At 68.6% G+C, this 25348-nt stretch carries 24 protein-coding genes and 1 pseudogene; 15 read left to right on the top strand and 10 right to left on the bottom strand.

The window, feature by feature from the left end; all coding sequences use genetic code 11:
- Positions 1–21: 21 nt before the first annotated feature.
- Complete coding sequence (locus tag QLQ12_RS27095) at positions 22–642, bottom strand: hypothetical protein (protein ID WP_282763315.1); 621 nt, start codon at positions 640–642, stop codon at positions 22–24.
- A gap of 95 nt (positions 643–737) precedes the next feature.
- Positions 738–1235 carry a GNAT family N-acetyltransferase gene (locus QLQ12_RS27090; protein ID WP_282763314.1) on the bottom strand — a complete coding sequence of 166 codons (498 nt, stop codon included), beginning with the start codon at positions 1233–1235 and terminating at the stop codon, positions 738–740.
- A 134-nt stretch (positions 1236–1369) separates the two neighbouring features.
- Between QLQ12_RS27090 and QLQ12_RS27085 the strand changes: the two genes are divergently transcribed.
- Positions 1370–2068, top strand: a complete 699-nt coding sequence (locus tag QLQ12_RS27085) for an ArsR/SmtB family transcription factor (protein WP_282763313.1) — start codon at positions 1370–1372, stop codon at positions 2066–2068.
- A gap of 462 nt (positions 2069–2530) precedes the next feature.
- Here the strand turns inward: QLQ12_RS27085 and QLQ12_RS27080 are convergent, their stop codons facing one another.
- The 4 genes from QLQ12_RS27080 to QLQ12_RS27065 form a co-directional block, all read right to left on the bottom strand.
- Complete coding sequence (locus tag QLQ12_RS27080; protein ID WP_282763312.1) at positions 2531–3580, bottom strand: diiron oxygenase; 1050 nt, start codon at positions 3578–3580, stop codon at positions 2531–2533.
- A 103-nt stretch (positions 3581–3683) separates the two neighbouring features.
- Positions 3684–4568, bottom strand: coding sequence for an ArsR/SmtB family transcription factor (locus QLQ12_RS27075; protein ID WP_282763311.1), 885 nt, complete (start codon positions 4566–4568; stop codon positions 3684–3686).
- A 17-nt stretch (positions 4569–4585) separates the two neighbouring features.
- Positions 4586–4804, bottom strand: a complete 219-nt coding sequence (locus QLQ12_RS27070; protein ID WP_282763310.1) for a PqqD family protein — start codon at positions 4802–4804, stop codon at positions 4586–4588.
- 87 nt (positions 4805–4891) lie between these two features.
- Positions 4892–5668 (bottom strand): hypothetical protein, encoded by a 777-nt coding sequence (locus tag QLQ12_RS27065; protein ID WP_282763309.1) that lies wholly within the window; start codon positions 5666–5668, stop codon positions 4892–4894.
- Between the two features lie 409 nt (positions 5669–6077).
- On the opposite strand from QLQ12_RS27065, the gene QLQ12_RS27060 reads away from it, so the two are divergent.
- Genes QLQ12_RS27060 through QLQ12_RS27020 form a run of 9 tightly spaced genes read left to right on the top strand, consistent with a single transcriptional unit; the run spans position 6078 to position 14747 of the window.
- The gene (locus QLQ12_RS27060; protein WP_282763308.1) at positions 6078–7166 is read left to right on the top strand and encodes a hypothetical protein; all 1089 of its coding nucleotides are present in this window, start codon (positions 6078–6080) and stop codon (positions 7164–7166) included.
- A gap of 7 nt (positions 7167–7173) precedes the next feature.
- Positions 7174–7749: an alpha/beta fold hydrolase gene (locus QLQ12_RS27055; protein WP_282763307.1), complete on the top strand. Its 576-nt coding sequence runs from the start codon at positions 7174–7176 to the stop codon at positions 7747–7749.
- A complete protein-coding gene (locus QLQ12_RS27050) occupies positions 7743–8342 on the top strand; it encodes a dTMP kinase (protein ID WP_282763306.1) in 600 nt (199 codons plus the stop codon). Before QLQ12_RS27055 ends, QLQ12_RS27050 begins: the two co-directional genes overlap by 7 nt.
- Entirely contained in the window at positions 8342–9874 is a 1533-nt protein-coding gene (locus QLQ12_RS27045) for a glycosyltransferase (protein ID WP_282763305.1), read from the top strand. The genes QLQ12_RS27050 and QLQ12_RS27045 overlap by 1 nt, the downstream gene beginning before the upstream one ends.
- Positions 9871–10587 (top strand): alpha/beta hydrolase, encoded by a 717-nt coding sequence (locus QLQ12_RS27040; RefSeq protein WP_282763304.1) that lies wholly within the window; start codon positions 9871–9873, stop codon positions 10585–10587. The genes QLQ12_RS27045 and QLQ12_RS27040 overlap by 4 nt, the downstream gene beginning before the upstream one ends.
- The gene (locus QLQ12_RS27035) at positions 10584–11708 is read left to right on the top strand and encodes a glycosyltransferase (protein WP_282763303.1); all 1125 of its coding nucleotides are present in this window, start codon (positions 10584–10586) and stop codon (positions 11706–11708) included. The genes QLQ12_RS27040 and QLQ12_RS27035 overlap by 4 nt, the downstream gene beginning before the upstream one ends.
- Positions 11705–13195, top strand: coding sequence for a putative PEP-binding protein (locus QLQ12_RS27030; RefSeq protein ID WP_282763302.1), 1491 nt, complete (start codon positions 11705–11707; stop codon positions 13193–13195). Before QLQ12_RS27035 ends, QLQ12_RS27030 begins: the two co-directional genes overlap by 4 nt.
- 44 nt (positions 13196–13239) lie before the next feature.
- Positions 13240–14403, top strand: coding sequence for an MFS transporter (locus QLQ12_RS27025; protein ID WP_282763301.1), 1164 nt, complete (start codon positions 13240–13242; stop codon positions 14401–14403).
- Between the two features lie 8 nt (positions 14404–14411).
- Positions 14412–14747: a hypothetical protein gene (locus tag QLQ12_RS27020; protein ID WP_282763299.1), complete on the top strand. Its 336-nt coding sequence runs from the start codon at positions 14412–14414 to the stop codon at positions 14745–14747.
- Here QLQ12_RS27020 and QLQ12_RS27015 read toward each other — a convergent pair.
- Both QLQ12_RS27015 and QLQ12_RS27010 read right to left on the bottom strand, forming a co-directional pair.
- On the bottom strand, positions 14734–17748 hold the full coding sequence (locus QLQ12_RS27015; protein WP_282763298.1) for a type 2 lanthipeptide synthetase LanM family protein: 3015 nt from the start codon (positions 17746–17748) through the stop codon (positions 14734–14736). The two genes, QLQ12_RS27020 and QLQ12_RS27015, sit on opposite strands and share 14 nt — an antisense overlap.
- A complete protein-coding gene (locus QLQ12_RS27010) occupies positions 17741–17905 on the bottom strand; it encodes a mersacidin/lichenicidin family type 2 lantibiotic (protein WP_282763297.1) in 165 nt (54 codons plus the stop codon). Before QLQ12_RS27010 ends, QLQ12_RS27015 begins: the two co-directional genes overlap by 8 nt.
- Positions 17906–18216: 311 nt before the next feature.
- On the opposite strand from QLQ12_RS27010, the gene asnB reads away from it, so the two are divergent.
- Positions 18217–20472: an asparagine synthase (glutamine-hydrolyzing) gene (gene asnB, locus QLQ12_RS27005; RefSeq protein WP_282763296.1), complete on the top strand. Its 2256-nt coding sequence runs from the start codon at positions 18217–18219 to the stop codon at positions 20470–20472.
- A gap of 255 nt (positions 20473–20727) precedes the next feature.
- On the top strand, positions 20728–21786 hold the full coding sequence (locus QLQ12_RS27000) for a substrate-binding domain-containing protein (protein ID WP_282763295.1): 1059 nt from the start codon (positions 20728–20730) through the stop codon (positions 21784–21786).
- A gap of 67 nt (positions 21787–21853) precedes the next feature.
- On the opposite strand, the gene QLQ12_RS26995 is transcribed toward QLQ12_RS27000, so the two are convergent.
- Positions 21854–22693: an alpha/beta fold hydrolase gene (locus QLQ12_RS26995; RefSeq protein ID WP_282763294.1), complete on the bottom strand. Its 840-nt coding sequence runs from the start codon at positions 22691–22693 to the stop codon at positions 21854–21856.
- 161 nt (positions 22694–22854) lie between these two features.
- Between QLQ12_RS26995 and QLQ12_RS26990 the strand changes: the two genes are divergently transcribed.
- Both QLQ12_RS26990 and QLQ12_RS26985 read left to right on the top strand, forming a co-directional pair.
- Positions 22855–23250, top strand: a complete 396-nt coding sequence (locus QLQ12_RS26990; protein ID WP_282763293.1) for a hypothetical protein — start codon at positions 22855–22857, stop codon at positions 23248–23250.
- Positions 23251–23947: 697 nt separating this feature from the next.
- Entirely contained in the window at positions 23948–24490 is a 543-nt protein-coding gene (locus tag QLQ12_RS26985; RefSeq protein ID WP_282763292.1) for a VHL beta domain-containing protein, read from the top strand.
- Between the two features lie 174 nt (positions 24491–24664).
- On the opposite strand, the pseudogene QLQ12_RS47125 reads toward QLQ12_RS26985, so the two are convergent.
- Positions 24665–24814 (bottom strand): annotated as a pseudogene (locus QLQ12_RS47125) (hypothetical protein); the annotation flags it as partial.
- A 307-nt stretch (positions 24815–25121) separates the two neighbouring features.
- Between QLQ12_RS47125 and QLQ12_RS26975 the strand changes: the two are divergent.
- A partial coding sequence (locus QLQ12_RS26975) for a hypothetical protein (RefSeq protein ID WP_282763291.1) occupies positions 25122–25348 on the top strand: 227 nt, incomplete at its 3' end.

The following is a 25348-nucleotide window of genomic DNA, read 5'->3' as shown; positions in this document are numbered from 1 at the left end:
AGCCGGCTCTGCCCGGCCGGGTCAGCCCGCGGTGATCGGCTTGGTCAGCAGGACACAGGTCAGCGCGGCCTGGGCGGGCCGTCCCGCGATCATCGCCGTGACCTCCGGATCGTCGAGGCCGGGCATCTCGCACGACTTCCGGGCCTCGGCGATGACCCGCAGCGCCTCGGCGATCTCCGGGTCACGATGCGGGCACCGGTAGGTGACGTCCAGATGCACGTCGGCGAGTGTCCCGTCGTCGGCGTTGACCGCCACCCAGCCGGCGAACTCCTCCCGGTCCCAGCCGCAGATCCGCTCGGCGACCTCTTCGATCTCCGCGAAGCCGGTATCGGACAGTTCGTACCCGATGTCGTCCTCCAGCGCCTGCCGGTAAGCCGCGGCGTCATAGGTGGAGGTGGGAGCGGCCGGCGCAGCGGCGAACACCCCGGCCGGCGTGGCGACCTGGGCCGCGCCCTCCGCGGACGTCCGCGCCCGGGACTCGGCCGCACCGAGGGCAGCCGCGCCGAGCAGAGACAATGCCGCGACGGCCAGCCAGCCACGACGATGCGTCCGGCGGCGGTGCAGCGCCCGCCGGGTGTGTACGCCCCGGTACCGCTGCTCCATCCGGTGGTCCCTCTCGTGCTCGCCGGTCAGCCGTTCCACTCCTCCCTTCGGCCACCTGCGGGCGGGGCAAAGCGGTTACGGAGGGTTCGCACGGTCACACCGGGGCCAGGACCGCTCGCCGGGGGTGTCGCGCCCTACCGCTGGAGCGGATCGGCGAGGTCACGGATGTGCCGGATGCTGAGCACGCCGCCGATCACGGCCACACCGGCCGGGACGAAGCCGGTGCCGCGCAGCACGGCGCGGGAGGCGGCGTTCTCCTCCGCCGCGAAGGCGATCAACGTCCGCAGCCCGTAGTCGTCGCGGGCCAGCGAGAAGATCTGGCGGACCGCCAGTTTCGCCAGGCCACGCCCGGCCGCCCGCTCGGCCATCCGGAAGCCGAGTTCGGCGGCGCCGTTGGAGAAGTCGAGCAGGTTGAACCGGCCCAGCACCGCCCCGGCGTCGTCGACCAGTACGTGGAACCGGCAGGTTCCCGCGGCCTGTTCCGCCAGCAGAGCCGCGTGCCGGGCGGCGAAGCCGGCGAAGTAGTCGTCCCCGCGGTCCGGCACCGACCGGGCGAACCATGCCCGGTTCGCCACCTCGAACGCCAGAACCGCCTCCGCGTGACTCTCGTGAAGTTGCTCAAGCTTCGGCACGAACCAATCCTAGGTCCGGCCGGGTGCCGCCGGTACACCGTGGCCGGTCGCGAGACGGCAGTCTCCACGCCCATCGCCGCCACGACCACGATCGTTCGGCGCCGGCCGAAATGAGCCCCACCTACTCTGTGCCGGTGACCTCCGCCTCCGACCTGGCGTCCTTCGCGGCCCTCATCGCCGACCGGACCCGGGCCGCCATGTGCCTGGCCCTGCTCGACGGGCGCGCGTGGACCGCCGGTGAGCTCGCCGCGCACACCGGGGTCGCCCCGTCGACCGCGACCGGGCACCTGCACCGCCTCGTCACCGGAGGCCTGCTCGTCGAACTGCGGCAGGGCCGGCACCGGTATGTGCGGCTCGCCGGCCCGTCGGTCGCGCAGTTGATCGAGGACATGGCCGGCGGGATCGCCCACCGCCCGGCGCCCGCGCGGGGGCTACGGGCGGTGACCGCGAGCGAGGCGCTCAGACGCGGCCGGACCTGTTACGACCACCTCGCCGGACGGCTCGGCGTCGCGGTGACCGACGCGATGACGCGGCGCGGGCTGCTGGACCAAGCCGGCGGGTTCGCCCTCACCCCGGACGGCCGGATCTGGCTCACCGCCGGCCTCGGAGTGGAGGCGGAACGGCTGCGGCCCGGCCGGAGGGCTCTCGTGCGCGGCTGTCTGGACTGGACCGAGCGACGTTGGCATCTCGCCGGAGTGGCCGGAGCCGAGTTGTGCCGGACGTTCCTGGCCAACGGCTGGGTGGCTCGCGTCGGCACCGGCCGTGCCGTGCGGATCACCCCGGCCGGGACGACGGCGCTCGACGCGCTGCTCGACCTCACCGACGTCGACTGACAGCCCCGGGCCGGGCGGCGCCACGCCCGTGAACCGCCTGCCGGTGAGCGGACACGCGACCGGTCCGGCGCTCCCGGGCAGCAGCCCGCGGCTGCGACCCGGAGCGCCCGTAGCCCGGGGAGTCGTGGTTCGGCGGGACGGCCTGGCCGTACGAGATGATGGTTTTCAGGAAGCCGTCCGGGACCACTGCAGGGACGGAAGCTGCCGTGGTACGTGTAGGCGCCGCAACGGGGCGCCGCCGGAACGAGTTTCTGCGCAGGAGCGGCAGCTCGTGCATCAGGTGCTGGAACAGCAACTTGCCGCGGACTGGCCGCCATACATGCAACAGCTGGCCGCGACAGGCACGCTGCGCCCACCGTCGACAACAGCGACCCGTTGACGACCAGCTTGCTCGGCACAACCGCCTGGTGCTGGTATCGCCGCGCCGAACTCAACCGCCGGTCCGAGCCGTCCTCGCCTACCTCAACCAGCGAGCGGTAGGTGCTTCGGCCCGCGGTCGCTCAGCGTGTCGACATCGGTCGAATCGTCGGCAGGTAGTAGGCCCGCGGCGAGGAAGGCGTCGCGGGTCCGGGCGTCGTCGAGGACGCCGACCTCGCCGAGGTACTTGACGATCGAACGCGCTCCGCCAGCAACGTCCGCGGCGACGCGTCGACGCGGCCACGACTCACTGACCACCTGCTCCGCCTCGACCTCGCTCAGTCCGACGGCGCGCAGGCTGCCGCCAACCGCCGCGTAGTCGGGCTCGAGGAAGGCATAGATCATCTCCGGAATGTACGGACCGATCTCACGATGCGCACGGGATGTCAGGGCGGGCCACAGGTGGCGCAGGACGGAGCGGAAGTAGACGTGGTGCCGTCCCTCGTCTTCGGCATGGTCGCGAACCTGATCTCGGACCGCGGCTGGTAGTCGATCGTCGTTCGGCAGGTGAGCGAGGATTCCCGAGATGAGAGTTTCGCTGACCACCGCGAACATCAGCGTCTCGGCCCCGCGCACCTCGGCGGGCAGCCGCCTGCGCACATCGTCCAATCGGCGGAGGAATGCGGGCGGGACCGGAGTTCCGACCGGCACTCCAGTCTGCTGCTCGACCTGGAGCGCGAGTTCGTGCGAGAACTGGGCGTGCCACGCCTCGTCCGTGAGAATCTTGAAGGCGTCAGACTGCATACCCGCTGGAAGCTCCAACCCCGACCGCCGCCGACTGATCTTCGACACCACCGGGATGACAGCAATCTCCTCGAGTTCGGTGGTGAAGTCGAGATATTGATACAGGCGCCGGACAAGCAATTCGCGTGCCACGGCGTCGCCTTTTTCGCGCACGATCGGATGCCCAACGGCGGGAATCAGCTCGGGGGGAAAGTAGAGTGCATCGGCGTCGCCGTACTCGAGTATTCGAGAAGGCCGGGAGCGTACACTAGCCCGCTTTTCCCAGTGGTCGAAGCGGCTATCGTAACGAATCTGATGGAAGGCGTCGCCCTGCCGCCGGGCGCGCAACTTTATCAAATCCTCGAGCGCCATTCTCTCATACATTTGGGGGACCCTTCTTTAGCCGAATATTAACGAACGCTGACCGGGTTTAGTGACGGTCGCCATCTATTCGGCGGTAGCCGAAGCGAGCCTTTCAGCCGTCCAACTGACTCAACAGCACCCGCCCAGACTTCTCCAATTCATAGAGGACACGCGAGCCGGCGCGGCGCCGCCGGACCAGCCCGGCGGCGAATAGCACGGACAGGTGCTCTGAGACGGTGCTCGCAGCCAGGCCGACGGCACTCGCGAGGGCAGTGGTGGTGATCGGTGAGACCAAGTTGCGCATGACTGCGGCTCTTCCCCGCCCTAAGACGATCGATAGGCGGTCGCCGAGCTGCGGGGCATCGACGGGCGCATCACCGACCGGCCCGGTGGCGCTCAGAACCGTGGCACCCTGTGCCTGATACGAGACGGCGACCACGTCATCGTTCATGGTGAAGATGCGCATCCCGCGGGCGAAGACCACCGGCACCAGCAGCAGCCGGTGGTCGCGGACATCCAGTTCCATGTCCGCCCGGTGCGGGATGCTCAGTACGGGTGACTCCCAGTCGAGGCGTCCGTTGAGATCGCTCAACATGGCGTCCGGTCCCTTTGTGACGAGGGTTCGCCCGCGCACCAGGATCTCCTCCTCGAGCACGCTGCGCATGGCGTTCCAGTGCGGCTCCACCGCGATCGGCCAGTAGTCGCCGATCAGTTCAGCGAGCCGGTGCTCGCCGGCGGCCCGCAGCGCAGCCAGCTCATCGGTGAACAGGGGTGCCGGACCGTCCGGGACCGGTGTCGGCGACGCGCTCCAGTCGCGAGTGGTGAGCACGGTGGCCAGTTCACGGCGCAACGCTGGTTGCACCGCACGGCGGGCCGCCGCGGCCCAGCCGGTGTACGGGAACGGCACCTCACCGCGATACCTGGCCAACAAGACGACGCTGGACAGCGTCTCCCACAACGGACTGATGGCGATACGCGCCCGGGCGAGCGTCGCCATGTCGACGTGGACACGGATCATCGCGCTGCGGGGGGCGGCGTGGTCATCTCGGCAAGGCGCCGCTCGAGCAGCCAGGAGACGAACTCGGCCACGTCAGCGACCGCCTCCTCGTGTGGAATCCCGTAATCGGCCGACAGCTGAGCGCCGATGGCGCCGACGGTCAACGAACCACTCATCCAGGCGAAGATGTCGGCTGCGGAATCGGTCAGTTCGTAGCTCTCCCCGCCGACGGCCACGAGGAGCCTTCCGCGGAACCGCCGTATGCGCACGCCCAGCGGTCGTCGTGGGACGGCGCCGATCCCGATCTGCTGTCGCGCCACCGATCAGATCTCCACCTTGAGCGAAATATCCTGGCACCGCGTCAGGACCTTCCTGATCCATTTCTCGGGAGCGGCAGGATCCAGGCCCCGCATGGTCTCCATGTCCCAGTACTCCTCGAACGACAGAGCTTGCGGGTTGGCCGCCAAGAAGCGGCGAGCCCGCCATTTCGGCGCGTAGCTGCCGTATTGCCCCCGTTCCTCGAGCAGGGCGTCGACGGCATGCCCGAAGGCGATACGAGCCGAGATGACGGCGCTGTGCAGGTCCCCGCCAGCGAGCTGCCCCAGTGCGTCCTCGACTGCGTCGTCGGCCGCGCCCAGCGAACGGGTGATCAGCAGGGATCGGAACGCCGAGGCGTCCAGCTCAGCCCGGCGCCCGGTCAGCCATTGCTCGCCCAGCAGCGGAACACCACTGGCCAGGCGTTCGAGGAACGCCTCCTCCCGCAGGACCAGCACCGTGCCGGCCGCCACGTCCCGGTCGAACTCGGGCCAAGAGATCTTAGTCAACATCTGGTCCACCTGACGGTCCTGCCAGTACGTCAGCTCCCATCGGCGTCCATCGAGATAGAACGATTCCGAACGAACCTGAGGGGGGTCCAGTGGGAGGGCGATAGCCGCGCTATCCGCTCCCGGCCAGGGACGGTCCGAAATCAGATAGATGTCCAGGTCGCTGCCGCTGTTGCTCCATCCGCGGGCCGCGGAGCCGACGAGCAGGACGGCGATGCAGGGGTCCGGCAGCATCCGCCGGTCCCGCAGGGTGTTCAGCAAGGGGGTGACGTCCATGGTCTTGATCATCTCCGCTGTCGAGCAGCACGTCGGGAATTCTCCCGCCGAGGCCGTGACAGTACGTCGGGTCACGGCCTCTGCCGAAGCATTCGGTCGTCGCCGAATATACCGTTTCGCTAGTAGCCGAAGACCCGCGACGGCAAGCACAACGCATCGACCGCCTTGAGCTGTGAAAACACCCAATTTCTGCTAGGTGTGCTTGACGAGGCCCGCGGGAAGTGGATAACCTCCCCAAATCGCAAACCAACACATGGGGGATATCGGTGCTAATTCTCATCGCGGGCCGCCGGCATGTCGAAATAAGGATTAACGAGCCTTCGGAAATGCAAGTGAGCGCATTTCCCAGAGGCGGCATCCTCCACCATCGCCGATCCGCGGCACCCATCGCCGGTGGCGGTTCGCGGAAATGACCGAACAAATCACTCACCCATGGCATGATCTCATTCCCACGAGCATCAATGACACCTACGGCGACCCATTCATCTTTGAGCAGGTCGCGAACACAGCGATGAAGTCAGCGGATCTCATGGCACATCGCGCACCCATCGCCATCTTCACGAAAGCGCCGGACGACGCCCGCGTTCTTCCTTATCTGAAGGACATCGCCCGCAACCCGTTCGTCGTGCCGTTCTACTCACTCACTGGACTGGACGAGGGCGGTTACGACTTCGACAACCGGCGCCGGATGATCGACAAGATGACGGAGCTGTTCGGGTACGTCGTCATCCTGACGCGGCCTATCATCCGCAATCGCAATGACGATCCAGCCACGTTGTCCAAGATCGTCAAGGTGGCTGCGGAAGGCAGCAGGTTGCTCGTGCTCGGCGGGGTGCACGACTCGAAGAAGCGCAAGCGCCTCGAGGTCGACGTCGAGCAGTTGCTACTTACCATGTGTGACGACGCCGGCGTGCGAGCGTTTCACAAGTCCAGCTGCCTCGGCGCCTATTTGCACAACCAGCCCTGCTGGGTACACGACACCCGGTATGAGCCGCTCAACCTCGAGGTCGTGTCGGCGCTCGGCTATCGGGCGGCGCTGCACGAGGTGGACGGCTGCACCACGATCGTGCTGCCCGAGGCATCCACCGGTGACCTCAACTTCCTTCGGATTCTCACCCAGGGCCGGGTCTACACCCAGAAATTGATCAGCAACTACAATCTGCTGACCATTCCGAGTGGCGACCAGAAGTACGAATGCACCTCGAGCTGGTTCTGCTGGGCCAAGAACATCGAGACCTGCATCGACTGCAATTACTGCATCATTCTGCAGATCGAATACCTGAAGAAGAACCCCGTCGAGATCGGTACCCATCCCCGCGACATGGTGGACGTGGTCAGCAGAGCCAACGGCGGCGCGGACTTCTCTCGGTTCCGGATGACCAAGCTGCCCACGAACGATGTCCCGTTGCACACCTATGAGGACGCCCGGACCACGAAGCCCTGCCTGCGGCACCGCTACTCGGCAGCAACGGAGACAACGCAGCGTGTCCCGGCCTGAACGCAGGGTGGTTTCGCTGACTCTCGGCACGGCGCAGTTCGTCGCTTTACATCGCAGCCGGCACGACGACGTCCGGCTGAGTGTCGTGCTGATTCCGGGGTGGCGTGAGCCCCGCTCCGGCCACCTACGGCTCTACGCGCGACTTGCCGACGCGCTGTGGGACAGCGGCGTGCCGGTCGAGACATGGCAGTTCGATCTTGCCGGACAGGGGGAGTCCGTACTGCCGGACGATGCCGGTCGATGGCCGGAGCAACTCGCCGCAGTCGTCGCGCAGTGCCGGGCGAGGGTCTATCTGATCGGTCGTGGCATGGGAGCCGTACTCGCCGCGGCGGTCGGCGATGCCGCCGCGCGGGTAGTGGCCGTCGCCCCGCCGCACCTCGGTGCCGCGCAGGCAGATCGAATCGAACAGCTCGGTTGCGAAGAAGCCGTGCTCGCCGATAAGGAGGCAGGCCGACGGCGCGCGGCGCAGCTGTGGCAGCAGGTAGGCCCGGCGTCGTACGACCTGACCGTGCCAGCAGATGACGCTCTCGACCTCATCCGGCGCGACGTGGTCGATTTCCAGCGAGGTGAGGGGCCATGCTGATCGTCGTTGACGGCATCGACGGATCGGGAAAGAGCACGCTCTGCGCCGCACTCCGGCAGTCCGTCGGCGAGCACGCCTGCCGGGTGGTACGGCCACTACACGCCGATCACCGGTTCGCTGCAGCCGTACGGGACCTCTTCGCACTTGAGCCCGATTTCGCCCGGCTGGCGTCCACTGAGACACAGAGGGCAGTTGCCGGGCACTACATCCACCAGTTCGCCGAACGAGTGGCCCGTGACATCAAGCCTTACCTGAGCGAAGGGCAGGTCGTGGTCAGCGACCGCTACTGGTACAGCCTGTTGGCCAACCAGCACGCCTTCGGTGTCGACTGCTCGGGCTGGATCGCCGCGCTGGACGAGTTACCCCGCCCGGATCTCGCTATCCGGCTCACCGTGGACGTCGACACCGCGATACGCCGGGTGCGGGACCGGGGCGACGACCCCTGGTACGACGCATCGTTTCTGCGGCGGGTCGACAACTACCTGACTGCTAACTCACCCGATTTTGGACTGGTGCCGGTGGACGGCACGCAGCCGGTGACCGAGCTGGTGCAACTGGTGTCCGAGCGGATCGCGACCAGGGTGCGGCTCTGATGCGCCTGCATATCGTAGGACCGGCCGGTGTCGGTAAGAGCGCCGTGGCATGGCAGACGGCGCAGACGTTGCGGATCCCAATGATCAGCATCGGGGGCGTGCTCCGCGCCGTCGCGGGCTCCGGTCTGCACGGTCCCGACGAGGCCTCCCGGCTGCACATCACACCGGCGTTCCCACACGAGCACCGGCCGCAACGGGTCCATATCGGCGACCAGGAGCTCACCCTGGATGAGACGAACCTGTGCGCAGAAGCCGCGGCAGCCACGCTCGGCCGCCGACCCTGGGCCGACGTTGTGTTCCAGCGCATCGCGACGGCGCTGCCCGGGAATGCGGTGTGTGAGGGTCGGCCATGCCCACGCCTTATGCGCCCCGGCGACCACGTGGTCCGGCTGACCGCGAGTTCCGAGGAACGCTCTCGGCGGCTGCAGCAGGACAAGCACCGATCGTTCTCCGGCACGCCCGGCGCATGGCTGGCCGTACGCGACGACCGCGACGCCGAACTGGACGCCATCGCGTTGCATGACCTGGGCGTTCACTACCATCACGTGCAGACCGACGGATGGAACCGGCCGCGAACCGTCGCGGTCGTGGTCGACCTGGCCCGGAACGCGATCGCCGCCCGAAAGCCCTCAGTCAGCGTCGTGATTCCGGCGCGGGACAGCGCCCCTACGGTGATCCCCCTTGTTCAGTACCTGGTCCGCTGTCCTGATCGGCCACAGATTGTCGTAGCCGACGATGGCAGCTCCGACGGCACCGCCGAGGTCCTCCGGCGGCTGCCGGTGACTGTGGTGTCCACGGCCGAGCCCCACACCGGCCGGTCAGCGGCCCGCAACGCCGCACTCGCCCGCACAACCGGTGACATCGTCGTCTTTCTGGATGCCGACGTACGGCCCCGGCCGGGCTTCCTGAGTCGTGCCATCCGCGTGCACGAGCAGTATCCCGGCGCAATGGTCATCGGACCGCGGGACCACACTACCGATCTCGACGATCCGCCAACCGGCCCGCCACGGCTCGACAGCCGTGAGGCGCTTCTGGACCGGTACGGATACGACCTGCGGCTGCTGCGCCATCCTTGGCTGCTCGCGTACACGTGCAACCTCAGCGTGCCCGGTGCCGCCGCCCGGGAGCTGCGCTTTGACGAGAGTCTGCGTGGCTGGGGGCTGGAAGACGCCGATTTCGCCCTTCGGCTATCCCGCGCCGGCGGTTACGGCATCGCGGTGTTCGACTCGGACCGCCGCGTCTGGCACCGCAAGCACGCCGCGACCACACGGACGGAACAGCGGCGGTACGCCGAATGGTCGGCCAATGCCCAGGTGCTGGCCCGGAGGCACGGCACGCAGGTCGCCGCCGCACTCGGCGAGCTCGCAGCGGTATTCGACCCTCGCCGCCGCACCGGCTACCTCGATGCGTACCGAGGCATCGAAGGCGCTCCGCCCGATGCGCATCGCCGCTTCCTCCCCAGGGCGCGGCTGGCAGAGGCCGCTCGGCTCAACATGGATCAGCCCGAGCCTGTCTTCCCGGAGGCGGCATGAGGCGGCAGGAGTTGATTGTCCGGTGGGAGGGCCCGGAGCTCGCCCTCGTTATCGACTCGCCCGAGCAGGCCCGCGGTGACGTCCTGCTCTGTCACGGTTTGGCGGGTGACCGAAGCGGCCCAGGCGGGGTCTTCACCGATCTGGCCAACGAACTCACCGCGCAGGGCTGGCGCGTCGCCCGGTGGGACCTGCCGGGCTGGGGTGACTCAGGAGGCACACCCGAAACCCTCGGGTTCGACGACCTCGTCCAATCGATGGAGGAGGTGGTTCGTGTCGTCGCGGAGAGTTCGCCACCGGGCCGACCGCTCTGCCTGGCCGGGCACAGTGTCGGCGCCCTCGTCGCGCTCGCTGCGGCGGAAAGGGTGCAGCCTCGCTCACTGGTTCTGGTCAGCACCGACCTGACACCGGGCAGCCGGATCGTCCGACCGCCCGGAGGCGCGATCCGTGGCGGTGCTTTCCGTCTGGGGCCAGCCTTCTGGCAGCAACGTCGCCGCCTCGACCCGCACGCCGTGCTGAGTCGCCTGCGCTGCCCGGTCACCATCATCGCGGGCGCGCAGGACAAGCGCGTGACCGACGCGCTTGCCCTGGCTCCGCCGGCTTCGCGGCTAGTCACCGTCGCAGACGCCGACCACCTTTTCGTCACTGTCCGGGAACGTCAATGCCTCGCTCTGGAGTTGTGCGCCGCGCTCGACGAGGTCAAGGAGCACCGATGAGCCTGACGCTCGGCTGCATGGTCCGCAATGAACGCAACCATCTGCCCCGGCTGCTGGAGGCCGCCACGGCTCACCCCGACGTGATCGCCGAGATCCTGATCCTCGACACCGGATCGACCGACGACACCGTGGCACTCGCTGAAGCCGCGGGAGCTCGGGTCCTGCACCTTCCCGGGCCGTTGCAGCGATTCGACGAAGCGCGTAACCACCTACTGGGAAACGTCACGACCGACTGGCTTCTCTTCCTCGATGCCGACGAAGTGCCGAGCGAAGACATGTTCGACGCGGTGCACCGGATCAGTCAGCGGCCTACCGGCCCGCCCGCCGTCTCCTTCCCCCGCTACAACTTCTTCGCCAACGGCTCCTTCTATCTCTCCACCGAGTGCAAACTCCTACGGCTCACGGCGAGACCGACCTACTCCGGTGCGGTGGCGGAATCGGTGTTGCCCTCGCTACCGGAGCCGCCGACGGAGACACCGGCAGTGCTCTACCACTTCGGCCACACGCGGCCCTTGGCCGCTCGGATCGCCAAGGCGGAGTGGTACCTAGACCTCATGCGGCGGGAGCTGGCATCCGGAAGTCCCCGGGCGGGCATCGCCCGGGCGGCCGCCCTCATCGAGCGGTCGCTGGGCCATTTCCCGGCGGCCCGTGATCTTGTCGATCAGGCGATCCGGCTCGGTGGGCAGAACTCCCGCACCGATTTCGTCCTCGGGCACGTCCGGCGCGGCGAACCGGGCGAGTGGCCAGCCCGTGCCGAGTTCGAGCAGGCTCTGTCTCAAGCACCGGACGATCCCGCCATCGTCAATCTCGCCGCTGTCACCCGGCTCTGCGACAACGACCCGGCCGGTGCGCGAACACTGCTTGCCGCAGCCGTGCGACGGTGGCCTCACCTACCCCACCTCCGGCTCAACCTGGGTCTGACGCTGGCCGCCCTGGGCCGTAACGCGGAAGCCCTCGGCCATCTCGATGCCGTGGCAGCGGCACATCCGGCGTTCCGCACCGAGACGTTCGCCGGTCGGCTCGAGTTCGACCCGTGGCGTTCCCTCATGTCCGAGACCATCCCGGGCTACGCCGGCCTGGACCTCCACCGTGCCTACCTGCGGGAGCTGACAAGCCGATGACTGTCGCCAGAACCGAAGCAGCACGCCTGCTCATCGGCCACGAGACGACCGAGGTGCTCGCCGCCGCGGCCGGCCGTGCGCTCACACCGCCCGGCATGGCGCCCGCCGCCTCGGGCGCCGGAGTCCATGCCGACTGCGCTGGCGGAGTGCTCTGCGTCAACCCGGCTGAGGCGATGTCGGCTGCCGCGTCGGGGATTCCCTACGTGTACGCGCGGCTGTCCACCGTCGCGGCCGACCTGGAGACGATGGCTGCGGCCGCCGCCGTGGTAACCGCCGTCGGTGGCGTGACCAGCCACGCAGCCGTGCTTGCTCGGTCGTGGCGGATCCCGACGGTCGTCGGCACGGGATTCCGGTTCAGCGGCAGCGCACTCCTCTTCCCTGCCGGCGCCCGACTGCGACCGGGGGACTGGGTGACGGTGTGCGCGACCAGTGGCTCGGTGTGGCCCGGACAGTTGGAGCAGTACCGCGACCCGTCCGCCGTGCGGGTACTCAGCGCGCTCACTGAGGCGGCGTCACAGCTCACCGACCTGCCCGGTCCGGACCTGTATGCCAACGCCGACACCGCGGAAGAGATTCGGACCTGCCTCGGCCTCGGCGCGCAGGGAATCGGGGTGGCCCGCACCGAGCACATGTTCCTGGCCGAGGCCGAACTGGGACTGCTACGAGCGGCACTATGGCCTGGGCCGGGCTCGGCGGACCAGGCGCTAACCACCCTTCAGGAGCGACTCCGCGTCAGGTGCCGCGACCTGGAAGCGGCGTGTGCCGGGCGGAAGCTGGTCATCCGTCTGCTGGATCCGCCGACACACGAGTTCAGCGACGACCGGCACAACGTGGAATCCGTCGAGACGAATCCCATGATGGGCGTGCGCGGAAGTCGATTGGGACTGCTGCGGCCTGATATCTACCGCATGCAAACGGCGGCGATCGTGGCAGCTCACCAAAGCCTCCCGGAGCACCGCCGTGCGCAACTGGGCATCCTTCTGCCCTTCGTTACCTACCGTGCCGAACTACGGCAACTACGAAGGGAACTGGCCATTCCCGCCGGCGTGCAGTTGGGGGTAATGGTGGAGACTCCCGAGGCGGCGCACCGCACCGGCGAGCTCGCCGAGGACGCCGACTTCCTCAGCGTTGGCACCAACGACCTGCTCCAGTTCTGCCTCGCCATGAGCCGGGACGACGTCGCGGCCGAACTCATCCCCGCCTATCTCGCCGCCGCCGTGGTTCCCGGCGACCCTATGGTACGCATCGAGGAATCAGCGAGCGCCATGGAGCTTCTCCGCCTGGTCCGGGACCGTTCCGGCAGCACGCCGTGGGGCATCTGCGGGGAGCATGCCGGCGATCCGATCGCGCTACGGTCACTGCTGGCCCTCGGACCCGACTACATCAGCGTCAGCGCTGGCGGACTGGCCGGCGCGGCGATCGAGATCGGCCGGCACCGGGCGGCGCTGCTGCTCGAGCCAGCCGGCGTGGGGACGCCTGGGGCATGAGCGCAGCGCCTTCCCCGCGCCCTCCCAGGAATTCCCTCTTCCTGGTGGGCTACTCGCTCAGCGCCATCGGCACGGGCCTGGCCATCCCGTTCCTGACGATCTACCTCCATCAGACGGTTGGGCTGACCGGTGCCCAGCTCTCGCTGTTCTTCGCCGTGATGGCCGGCTCCGGCCTTATCGCGAATCCGGTCGCCGGGCGGATCGCGGACGTCGCGCCGCCAGTTCTCGTGCTGGTAACGGCGCTCATGACGCAGACGATGGGATGGGGCCTGCTGGCCTTGGTCTCGAACGCACCGTGGGCGGTTGCGGCGGCCGTTGTCATCGGCACGGGCAACGGCATGTTCTTCGCGGTGCAACTCGCGGCCGTACGCCTGCTGTTCGACCCCGACGCACTCGACGATCTGTTCGCCACCCAGTATCGGCTCTCCAACCTCTTCATCGCGGTACCACAGGCCGTGCTCGCCACGGTGGCGCTGACCGGGAACTCCGGATGGCTGCGTACCCTCGTCGTGCTCAATGCCGTGTCGTTCTTCCTCTTCGCCGTGATCCTGTGTCTCCTCGGGAGGGACCGGCCGCCGCCGACCGCGCAAGCTCCGCGTGCCCGGCTCGCCTTCGCAGCCTTCCGGGACCGCCGTTTCTCGCCGCTGCTACTCGTCCAGTTCGTCGCAATCGCGTTCTGTGTCGGCCCGTTCAACACCCTCCTGCCGGTGCTCATGACCGGCTACGGCGGGATGCCCGTAGCGGTGGTGGCAGTCATTTTCATCGTCAACCCGGTCGCGGTAGTGCTGGTCGGTGGGTTCGGGAAACGATACGTGCGGCGCCACGGCGAACGGTCGGCGCTACTCCTCGCCTTCACCGGTTTCGCCGCCTCCGGCCTGGTCCTCGTCGCCGCGCTGTTGCTCGACGGCCCGGCATCGATTGTCGCCTACCTGCTGTACAGCGCGGTCTTCGCGATCCCCGAAGTACTGCTGGCACCGGCCGTTCAGCCCCTCGCGGCCCGGCTGATGCCAGACCATTCCGCGGGCCGCTACAGTGCGGCGCTGTCGCTGATGTACGGCGTCGGCCTGCTGGTCGGGCCACCCACTTTCCTGCTTCTCCAATCGATGAACACCGCCGTAGCCGTGGTGCTGCTCATCGCCGCTCCTCTAATCTCGCTGCCGACCGTCGTCCGACTGCCACGGCACGAACCCGACTTGCAGCGTGCCTGAGGAGAGCAATGAGCGACTACTGGGCCGTTCTCGACACCCTGGTAACCACCAGCACCATCCGGATCGACCGGCCGAGGGGCAGCCGCCATCCTCGCTTCGGCTACCGCTACCCGCTCGACTACGGCTACCTGCAGGACACGACCGGCGGCGACGGCAGCGGTATCGACATCTGGCTCGGCACCGAACCGGAGCAGGGAGTAACCGGCGTGTTCTGCACTGTCGACCCGCACAAACGGGACGCGGAGACCAAGGTCCTGTGGGGTGTGTCAGCCGACGAGGCGCTGCTGTTGGTCGACTTCTACCGGCCACAGCCACAGGCGGCGCTGCTCGTCATGCGGGGCTGAGCACGCTGGACACGCGGCCGGGGAACGCCAGCCGTAGGACACCGTGACCGATGCCGGCCGCACCGCGGAGCAGGCCGGGATTCCACACTCCCGTCGGCACCGCGGTGACCAATTCTCCAGCAGCGATGCCAGCACACACCCTGGCGGCACATCGGCCGGCCAGCACCACCAACTCGGGCTGGTGCAATGTCGCGCCGATGGCCGCCAATGCCTCGGCGACACCCAGAGCACCGCCGAGCAGCGCATCGGTGCTGGTGCCCTGGACGGCGAGGTCACGCAGCGGGCCCGCAACAGCGCGCAGATGCGCCTCAAGCGCTGGTCTGTCCATCACCGATCGCGAACGATCGAGAAGGGCGGCGCCCGTCAACGCGTTGCCGATCAATCCGGCTGGCGTCTGGTCGGGATCCGTGCGCACCAGCCACACCGCCGCGCTGGCCAGCTCCGAGTCGTCCAGCACATCGGCGAGTGCGGCCAGCGCCCGAGCATGCTGAGCGGTCCGATCGCCCCAGGCCGCGCTGGCCGGTGACACATAGTCACGCAGGTGCTTGGCTGTCCGTCGGAGCGCCTCGATAGTATCGTCGCCCGGCGCCTCGGCGTGCAGGGCCATCAGCGTGAAAATCGTGCTCGGCGCCGGTTCGGCGTTGCGCAGGATGGCCGGGCGGAGCCAGTTCGGCAGCTCGGGCGCCGCATGGCCCCACAGGGTCTTCAATCGCAGCAGCAGATGCAGGACGGCGCCGAGGTCCGCGTAACAACCGGCAGACATACCGGAGAGGTCCTCGGGATCCGGTGCCTCGTCGACGGAGAGCAATGTAGCGAGCAACTCTAGAACCACCCGCTTGGCGCCCGCGTGCCCGGTGATGCCGTACAGCTCGGCGAGGAATAGCGCCACACCCGTAACCCCCGCCTCCAGGCCGAGGTCGGTGGGTCCGATTGTCCAGGCATCGTCGCCGAACCGGTTCACGGAAACCCATTCGGCTCCCAACGAGTCCGCGACAATCCGGTTACCAACGGCAATGGCGGCTGCTGCCGCAGCGTGCGCGTCAATCGGCTCGGTGGGCAGACACCGTGCCCGACGTGCCAGCCGCGGGCGGAGCACTCCCGCAACGGTAGCCAAAGCCGCTCGCAGGAACCAGAGCTGCTGTCGCAGGTCATCGTCGGAGAAATCCTGGACCCGCTGCCGAGCATGGCTGAGCCCGCTGCGCTGGAACAGGCCGGGAATGGCGATCCCCGTGTGGGTGCCGAGAGTGGTGCCATCGGCATCGCAGGTGAACAGCGGCACATCCCGGGCAGCGAGCTGACGGCGTTCCTCGGCGGTCACGCAGGGCCACCGAGCGAGCGCCCCTCGGACCGCCACGAGCTCGAACCAGTGCTCGCGGTCGAGACCGTCACGGAGCAGGTCCGGATGCCACGACTCCCGCAGCAACGCCGCATAAATGGCGGTGTCCCGCAATACGACCCGGATCGGATCACCACCGAAGGCCGACACCACGTCCTGCTCACCGGCAAGGATCTCGTACGCCGCACGGAAGCCGCTCTCCAGCATCCCCGCGTTGACGGGCGGCACCTTTCCGTCAAGCAGCCAGGGGCGGTTCTGCGTCGCCGTGTGATCCGCTGGCACCCGTACCGCGGACATCTGGTCGGTTCCCTCGCCGACGAATCCGATCCGCCGGTGCAGGCGCGCGGATGTGCCGGACCGGCCGCCGGTGAGCCCGCTGAAGTCCGCGACGCGGACCCCCTGCTCGTCGACGACGACGGTCGGCACCGGCAGCAGGCCGACAGCCAGGACGGAATCGCGCAGCGCCGCGCCCACCCGCTCGCCGTTGACGTCATCGAACAGCTCGAACTCTGCGGGCGCGTGGAAGATTGCCTCCAGGTCGATGAACATGGGATGCTCGCCGTCAGCCACGATGTTGCCCATGTGCAAGTCGTAGGCGCGCAACGCGTGGAAGATCGCCAGGTACGCGCCTTGGCGAAAATGGAAGCGGGCCGCCGCGGCCTCGTCCTGGCACGGTCGTGACTCGGCGTACCGCGTCCACCCGTACTCGCCTCGGTCGATGACTTCCAGCGGGCGCAGTCGGTGGGCGAGCCCACGCTCGTTGATGCGGCCGACCAACTCGGCGACGTGCCGCTCGACGGCGAGGCTCCGCGGCTTATAGACCACCTTCTGCCCGCCGACCTCCAGAATCACGACGCTGCGACCACCACGATGCGGGTCGCCAGCACCGAATCGGACCGCCGTCACGTCCGCCATCCCGCGGGCGACCACACCGAAACGGGCCGCCAACTCCGGCAGGTCGGCGCGCAAGCGGTCGGCGAGTTCGCGGCGGGCCTCCACCCACGACTCAGCGTGCTCAACCAACTGGCGGGCCAGCACCGGATAGCGGCCCAGCAAATCCAACCCCACCAGCGGGCGGGCCAGGCCGCGTGCGAAGCAGCCGAACCGGGCCTGCGGCGTGCGGCCGCACAGGCTTCCCTGTTCGCGGGCGACATTGACCTCGAGCGCCATGACCCTTTTGATCATAACGAGGAGGGTGTCCCGGTCCGGCAGGAGAAGCGGATGCCCGGGCGGAAGCGGTTCGGGGAGACTCCGGCGTAGTCTTTCGCCGGCCCACGATGTCAGCGGCTCGATCCACCGCAGCAGGGCGGCATCGGGATCGGACACGTCCGCCGTGTCGGGTGCCGCACCTCCGCACAGGCAGTCGCCATCTATCGTGCCGGCCACCGGCCACGCGTCAGCGAGAACCCGCAGCCAGGCCGGCACCTCCGGCAACCGCTGGCGGAGCTCCCGCACCGGCTCGCCAAGCAGTGCGGCGAGCCGGTGCGGGGTACCCCCGCACGCCGCGACACGCGCCTCGAGCGACACCCTGTATCCGGGCGCCAACCGGCCCTCCTTCCACAACCGCAGGCGAAGCCACCCACGATCCAGGTCGGCGGAGATTCCGGTCCCGGTCCAGCGTTCCTCGAGCGTGAGCGCAGCCCACCAACGCGGGTCTTCAAGCACCGATCGGTTGTCCTTCCTCTGCCGGCAGTTCCGGCAGATCGATATCGCCGGCCGGGTTGAGCGGCAGGGCGGCGCGGGCACCCTCGGCCATCTGCGCGCGGGCGACCGGGTCGGTCCAGGCCCGCACAATGGAGTCGGGATTGGCGGGTACATCCATCTTCGACATTCCTCCGGGCGATTCGGAACCCGCATGAGATCACACTGTCACTGCGCGGCGGCACGCCCGCCATTGAGGATTACGGACATCGTGTGGACACCCATTCGGGGTGATTAGGGCTGCACCGAATCAGTGGCCCGACGGGCACGGGCCTACCTAGCATCCTCGGTCACGGCGACATTGCGCCGACCGACATCGAGGGGGGTGACACATGAAGAAGTACTCGAAGCCGGCCGCCAAGCCGGTCACCCAGGGCACCGTGCTGCGCGAGACCGCCTGACGGCGGGTGCCACGCCCCGCATCGCCGGGGCGTGGCACGCCCGCTGCCCAAGCACCATGACCAGATCGATCAGGAGAGCTTCATGTGTGGCATCGCCGGGGTAGCCCGCATCGACGGAGGCGGTCTCGGTCCGGAGGCCAGCGGCCTCCTCGCCGCGATCGCCGACGAACTAGCGCACCGTGGCCCGGACGACCGTGAGCTGGTCGTCGACGGGCCGGTGGGACTGGCCTTCACTCGCCTGTCCCTGGTCGATCCGGCCACCGGTGGACAGCCGTTGGTCAGCGACGACGGGCACCTCGTGTTGATCGCCAACGGCGAGGTCTACAACCATCGTGAGCTCGCGGCCGGGCTCCCCGGTGTGCGGCTACGCGGGGGTTCGGACTGCGAGGTCCTGCTCCACCTTTACCGTCAGCACGGCCTGCAATTCCTCGACCAGGTGCGCGGCATGTTCGGGCTGATCCTCTGGGACCGGCAGCGTGGCCACCTCGTTCTGGCGCGGGACCGCTTCGGCATCAAGCCGCTGTACTACCACCGCAACCCAGAACGAATCATCCTCGCCTCGGAGATCAAGGCACTATTCCGGGATCCGGCCACCCCCCGCCAGCTGGACTGGGAACGGACTCTCACCACTCCGCTGCTTCCCGCCGCGCCCTATCTGTCGGCCAAGCCTCTAACCACGTGGTTCGAGGATGTCAAGTCCGTGGCTGCCGGCACGATCCAGCGCATCGACCTTCGCGACGGCTCCACCGAGGTACACCAGTACTGGACCTTCCCAGGCGAGTCGGCCGAGGTTCCGGCAACGACCGACGAGTTCGTCACAGCGTACCGAGAACTGCTTTACGAGTCCGTACGCGAATGCGCGACAGCCGACGCCGAACTGGGCCTTTTCCTCTCCGGTGGGATCGACTCGGCCGCGGTCGCTGCGCTGGCCGCCCAGCAACACCCGGGTCTGCACACCTTCTCCGTGCTGAGCGCAAGCACCTACCGCAACGAGGACGCCGAGAACGCCCACCACATCGCCGCGAAGTTGGGGCTGCCCAACCACCAGGTGTTGTTCGACGACTGCCGAGTACCCGAGCCGGACGAGTGGAAGCGTCTTGTTTGGCTGCTGGAGACTCCTCTCTGCGGGCCCGAGGTGTACTACAAGCACGAACTTCACCGCTACGCCAAACAAGCCCGGCCAGAGCTGCGCGGCATGCTGCTGGGCGCGGCGAGCGACGAATTCAACGGCGGCTACTCCGAGGACGTCTCCGGTGGCGGAGGCTGGTCCGGCTTCCTGAATAACCTGCAGGGAATGGCCCGGGCCGACGCACTGGCCTCCAGGCCCGATCTGTCGGCCTGGTGGCTGTCGGACGGCCCGGCCCTAGTGACCGACGAGGTGGTGCGACGCTTCGCCGGCCGCACCCTCACCGATCCGTATCCGGCCTACCTGGCCTGGGAGTACAGCAAGCTGCAGCAGTACAACGTCTGGCACGAGGATCGGACGGCAGCCGGCAGCGGCATCGAGGCCCGCGTGCCGTTCCTCGACCACCGACTCGTGGAACTGGTCGCCGCTGTACCCGCCGGACTGCGCCGGGATCTGCTCTGGAACAAACGGATCCTGCGTGAGGCCGTCCGCGGACTCCTGCCCGACCGCAGCGTCGAACGGCCCAAGGTGCCGTTCTTCTACGGCGACGGCGTCAAGCACACCTATCGGGTGTTCGCGCGGATGCTCGAAGGCGACGGCGGCGCCCTGATCGAGGAGGCTCTCGCGGCACCCGGCGCGGCCGAGTTCCTGGACGGTGCGGCGCTGCGTGGGGTGCTGGCCGGCATGACCGCGCAGCCGGACAGTCCGCAGCTGGAGATTGCCCTGCGGGCCGTGAACGTTGGGTTGCTCGCCGGCATGGCGGCCGCGCCGCCAGCACCGATCAGCACCCGACCCGTACTCTCCATCCTCCGGTCGGTGGAAGTGAGCGGCTGGGAAACGCAGAGGCCGCAGCTGGAGTCACTGGTCGGCCTGCGCCCGGCCATGCCCGGCACGCTGGTGCCGCGCCTGACCGATAACGTCATGCTGCTGGCAGCAACGGACGGGGACTGGTTCGTCAGCATCGACGGGTCGCTGGAATTCACCCTGGAAGCGCAGGACACCCGCATGCTGCCACTGCTGCGCGCCATCGACGGCACCCGGTCGATTGCCGACCTAACTGAACAGCTCGGCCGCACGAGTGACGACATGTACGCCGACATGCTCGAACTCCTGGAAAGCAATGTGATAACCATGCAGGCGGCGGCCGACCCCTTGCCCTGACCACGCATGGGCTCGGCCCGCTTCACCACCGACTATGTCATCCGGCGCCTGGCATGGTCGATGGCTTGCGAGGCCCCGGACGTGTCGGTGAACTGGACGCCGTTGGTGATCGTGACCGGCGCGGCCCGGGCCGGCACGGGAAGCAGCACGAGGGGAGGAACACCGCGACGACGGAGAGAAGTCTCATCCGTGCCACCGATCGATACGTAAGAATGTGCATTAACGTCTTCGTAAACGGTTGGAAACGGTGAGGCCATGGTGCGATCCCGCTCGGTCGCAAACGCAACCAATCGAACAGGCCTGTTCCAGGTCCAGCGGCACGAGCGCCTGCTCATCGAGTTGCGGCGCAGCGGCGCCGTCCGGGTCAGCGACCTGGCCCGTGACCTGGGGGTCAGCGAGCTGACCATTCGCCGGGACATCGCCGCCCTGGCCGCACGGAACCTGCTCCACCGGGTGCACGGCGGCGCCACCCTGCCCGCCCCGGTCCGGCCGCTCCCGGCGGCCCGGCGCACCGGGTTCACGATCGGGATGGTGGTGCCGTCACTCGATTTCTACTGGCCGCCGATCGTGGCCGGGGCGCGCGCGGCCGCGGCGGCCCTCGGCGTGAACGTGCAGTTGCGCGGGTCGAGTTACGACCCCGAGGAGGACCGGCGGCAGATCGGGCGGCTCGTCGAGGCGGGCCAGGTGCAGGGGCTGTTGCTGGCGCCGAGCCTCGACGGCGACGACACCGGCCGGACCCTCGACTGGATCGGCCGGCTGCCGGTGCCGGCGATCCTGGTGGAACGCCAGCCCCGCCGGTGGACGAGCACGCCACGGCAGGTCGAGTGGGTCCGCAGCGATCACGAGTTGGGGCTGGAGATCGCCGTCCATCACCTGTACGACCAGGGGCATCGCCGGATCGGCCTGCTGCTGTCCGGCGGGAGCCCGACCTCGGCGTACCTGCTGCGTGGCTGGCAGCGGGCGTGCGCCGACCTGGGCATCGCCCCCGACGCCGTGAACGGCTCGACCAGAGGGCTCACCGCGCTGATCGTGCACAGTGACCCGCAGGCGATCGCGATCGCCCAGTCCTGCGCCGACCAGGGCATCCGAGTGCCCGACGACCTGGCGATCGTCTCCTACGACGACGAGGTGGCGCATCTGGCCGAACCGGCGCTCACGGCGATCCGCCCGCCGAAGAACCACGTCGGCCGGCTCGCCGTCGAGCTGATGGTGTCGCGGCTGCTCGACGGCGACCGACGGCCCGCGCAGGGAGTGCTGGTCGCGCCGGAGCTGGTGGTCCGGCAGTCCTCACTGTGCCGGCGTGTTCGAGTGTGAACGTTTCCGGGACCGGCCGCGGCCCGGACGCCGGTCACGGCCGGCTCCTCGAGCACGAGCGCGGCGATCAGCGGAGGAACGCTGTGACGGTTCGCACCAGCCAGCCCGGGTCGTCGAGCCACGCGTAGTGCCCGCCACCTGGCAGCACCGCCAGCTCCGCTCGCGGGAACAGGCCCGCGTACTCCCCGGCGTGCTCCGGCGGCAGCTGGATGTCGAGCTCGCCCGACACGAGCAGCACCGGGGCGGTGAGGCCGGCCAACGCGGCCCGGACGTCCGCCGGGTCGAAACCGCCGTCGCCGTAGTAGGCGGCCGCCGCCTGCAGATTGCGTCGGCTCGCCCCGGCGGCGGCGAACGCCCGGACGTCGGCGTCCCACCGGCCGTGCGTGAACGGCGCGACGGCCTCCCAGTCGGCGCCCGTCGCCGCGCCGGACCAGATCCGCTCCAGCGCGGCGAACGCCTCCGGGAACCAAGGCTCCTCGCGGCGCTGCTCCGCGACCACACGGCGGTCGTCGTCGGTGACCTCCACGCCGACGACCCGCGGGCTCGGATTGATCAGCAGAAGACGGCCGACCCGCTCCGGGTGGGCGGCGGCGTACAGCACGGCGACGGCCGCGCCGGCGGAGTGCCCGGCCAGGTCGATGCGGTCGAGCCCGAGATGCTCACGGAGCGCCTCGACGTCCTCGACCTGGCGGTCGCAGCGGTAGGTCGCCGGATCCTCCGGAGCGGCCGACGAGCCGGTGCCACGCAGATCGAGCAGCACCAGCTCGCGGTGCGCCGACAGCCCGCCCAGATCCGCCAGGTACGACGAGGCCTGCATCGGCCCGCCGGGAATACCGATCAGCGGGTCGCCCGCACCGGCGCGGTGATAGGCGAGGCGCGTGCCGTCAGGAGCATCGAGAGAACCCATGACCAAGAGCCTATGTGTACGGGGCTCCAGAGCACGGCCGGACCGTGGACCGTCCTTCGCCGGCCGAGCGCTGGATCTCATGTCCTAGAGTTCGTGCGGCAACCCGGCCAGGCGCTGGACAGGGCGGCACACCGCATGGCCTCGAAGTGAGGAGAGTCGCTATGACCCACCCCGAAGCCGCTCACCCGGCGCGGGTCGGCATGTCCGCCGGCCAGTGGGTCCGGACGGTCGTCGTCATCCAGGTGTACATTTTGGCCGCCTATCTCGCGGCAGCGATCATCCCGTACCTGTGGGCCCCACGGGAGTACCCGCCGACCGCGCTGTGGATCGTTCCGGGGTGGCTGCTCGGCCTGCCCGGTTTCTACATCACCATGCTGGGCGCGACGCTGGCCGTGCCGGTGGCGCTGGTGGGTGCGATCACCACGGTGTGCGCCCGCCGGACCGTGCCGGCTCGCCTGTTCACATGGTGCGCCGTCTCCACGGCGGTGATGGTGATGTACGCCTTCTTCACCGTCACCCCACTCGGCGCGCACATCGCCGGGTTCGTCGCGGACTGACCGCGCCGCACTGCGCCGGCTCCCGGGCGCAGACCGGGCCGTCGTGCTCAGCATGATCCGGATACGCCGAACAGTCACTATTGACCCGGCGCCCGTTACGGTGCGTTACGGCCGCGGGGGCGCGTGGCCCGCTCGCGCAGTACCCGCTTCCAACCGATAAGAGTGCGTTATTCCGTGCCCAATGCGGGCAGACGTCTTTCGCCCAAACTTTTCATGGCCTTACCGGCCGGCTGCCTTGTGCGGGCGCACGGTGACCAACGACGAGACTGAATTGGCCTGATGGAATGGCTAATTCGCATCTGTGGCGGAACGAAGGGTTGTTCCGGCGCTGCATGAGCTCGTACTGAACGGCGCCGGAGTCCCTTATGGAATGGGAGCCCTCCCAAGCTATCAATTAGCAAGGTTTGTGAACTGTGCGGTATTCGGGTGACGAGAGACATCAACGTTGACGATGTATTTCCTGGTGTGCAAAATGTGAATCCCTGTTGCCGGTACGCCTTCAAGAGGTTCGAAATTGCTCGAGGACACCCGCGTGACTCCCAGTGGCGAGCCTTCGCCGGGCACCGGCCCACGCATCGACCGATGGATGCTCGATGCGGCGGACATCACGCCTCGTCGTAGCGTCCCCCACCGCGCTGATCGCGTCCCGGCTGTCAGCCGTGTTCCAGCAACCGCTGCGACATCGGCGCCGGAGTGGGTGGCGTCGGAGCCCTCCCGCCGGCGGATCAACCTTCCGCGGCGGCGCCGCCTGGTCGCCGCGGGCTTGGCCGGCATCGTGTCCGCCGGATCGGTCACGGCCCTGTTGTGGCCGACCCCTGAGCCAGTCGCGGTCCACGCCGGTTCGGCGCCAATCGGCGTCACGAATCCGGACCAGTCCTCACCAGGCCTGCAGATTCCGGTCTCCGTGGAGCCGAGCACCGCACGTGCGTCGCGCCCGCCGTCGCCGACGACCGCTCCCGACACGGTCACCGTCCTCTCGGGGGACCGCGAGAGGGGTCTGCGCTCGGTCGTGTCTGAGCGGGAGACCGAGATCAAAATCTTCAACCACCGCGACGAGCCCATCGTGATCAATTGGCTGGACTACCGGGGGATCAGGGAGCGTTACGGGATTCTCCCCACCGGGGCTGTCCTTGCGCAGCCGACCTACGTCAACCACCCGTGGGTGATCACCGACCTGCGAGGCCGAAGCCTGGCGGTTCTCCTGCCCACCACCCGACCGGGTCAGGTGACGATCACCTGATCGCAACGGCGTCCGTGCCACTGGCCGGTCCCACGCGGGTGGCCGATCAGCTCCGACCGTGGGTCGCGGGTCCGGTGAAACGGCGTCTCGGCATGGCCCCACAGGTTCGGTGTCCCGCGCCGCCCGCGGCGACGGTGCCCCGGCCAGGCGCCGGCGCGGCGACTCGACGTCGATGCGGCCGTGGTTGAGCGCGTCATACATGGCGCCGTGGCCGCGGCGGTGCTCCGGTGCCACCGACAACCCGACCAGCGTCCTGACCGGCCCGTCGGTGCACAACAGCGCCTCGGTCAGCTCGAATAACACGTCCGCCCCCGGGTCATGCATCGGTAGAGCTGCTCACGAAACTCCGCCAACGCATCGGTCGCTTCTGCTCGGTCAACCATGACCGCCGCAACGATCATTGATAGGGGGACACGGTCCTGCATGCGTCAGCATGCCGAGGCGTCTCTTACCCCAGGCGCCGGATGACGCTCAGTCACGGCCCCAGTTCATCCGTTGGGCCGTATCCGTGACGGAGACTGGGGACGGGAGGCATATTGTCCGCAGTAGAAGTGCTCACCGACGGGCCGGCAGTCAGGTCGCCCGGTCGCCACCTTCTGACCGCGGCAAGGAGATCGTGTAGAGGTTTCGTGTGCGGCCGTCCGCGGGCTGCGACCGCGAGTGCAAGGTCCTCGCCATGGACTTCCCGTGGGATCCGTTCGATCGAGGTACGCCGAGTCGGCGGGCTGGGGGGTTGGCGGGCGACGCGGTCGCCTCCGTCCGCGTCGACGCCGGCATGCCCGCGGTCCAGGCGGACGGGGAAGTGGTGCGCGTTGTGGTGGACGCCGCGGGTGGCCCGGCTTGGCGGCCCCCGGCGCA

This window comes from Actinoplanes sandaracinus (assembly GCF_030009775.1).
Lineage (GTDB): Bacteria > Actinomycetota > Actinomycetes > Mycobacteriales > Micromonosporaceae > Actinoplanes > Actinoplanes sandaracinus.
The sequence above is the reverse complement of the archived record's forward strand: the minus strand, read 5'-3'. Positions and strand labels throughout refer to the sequence as shown.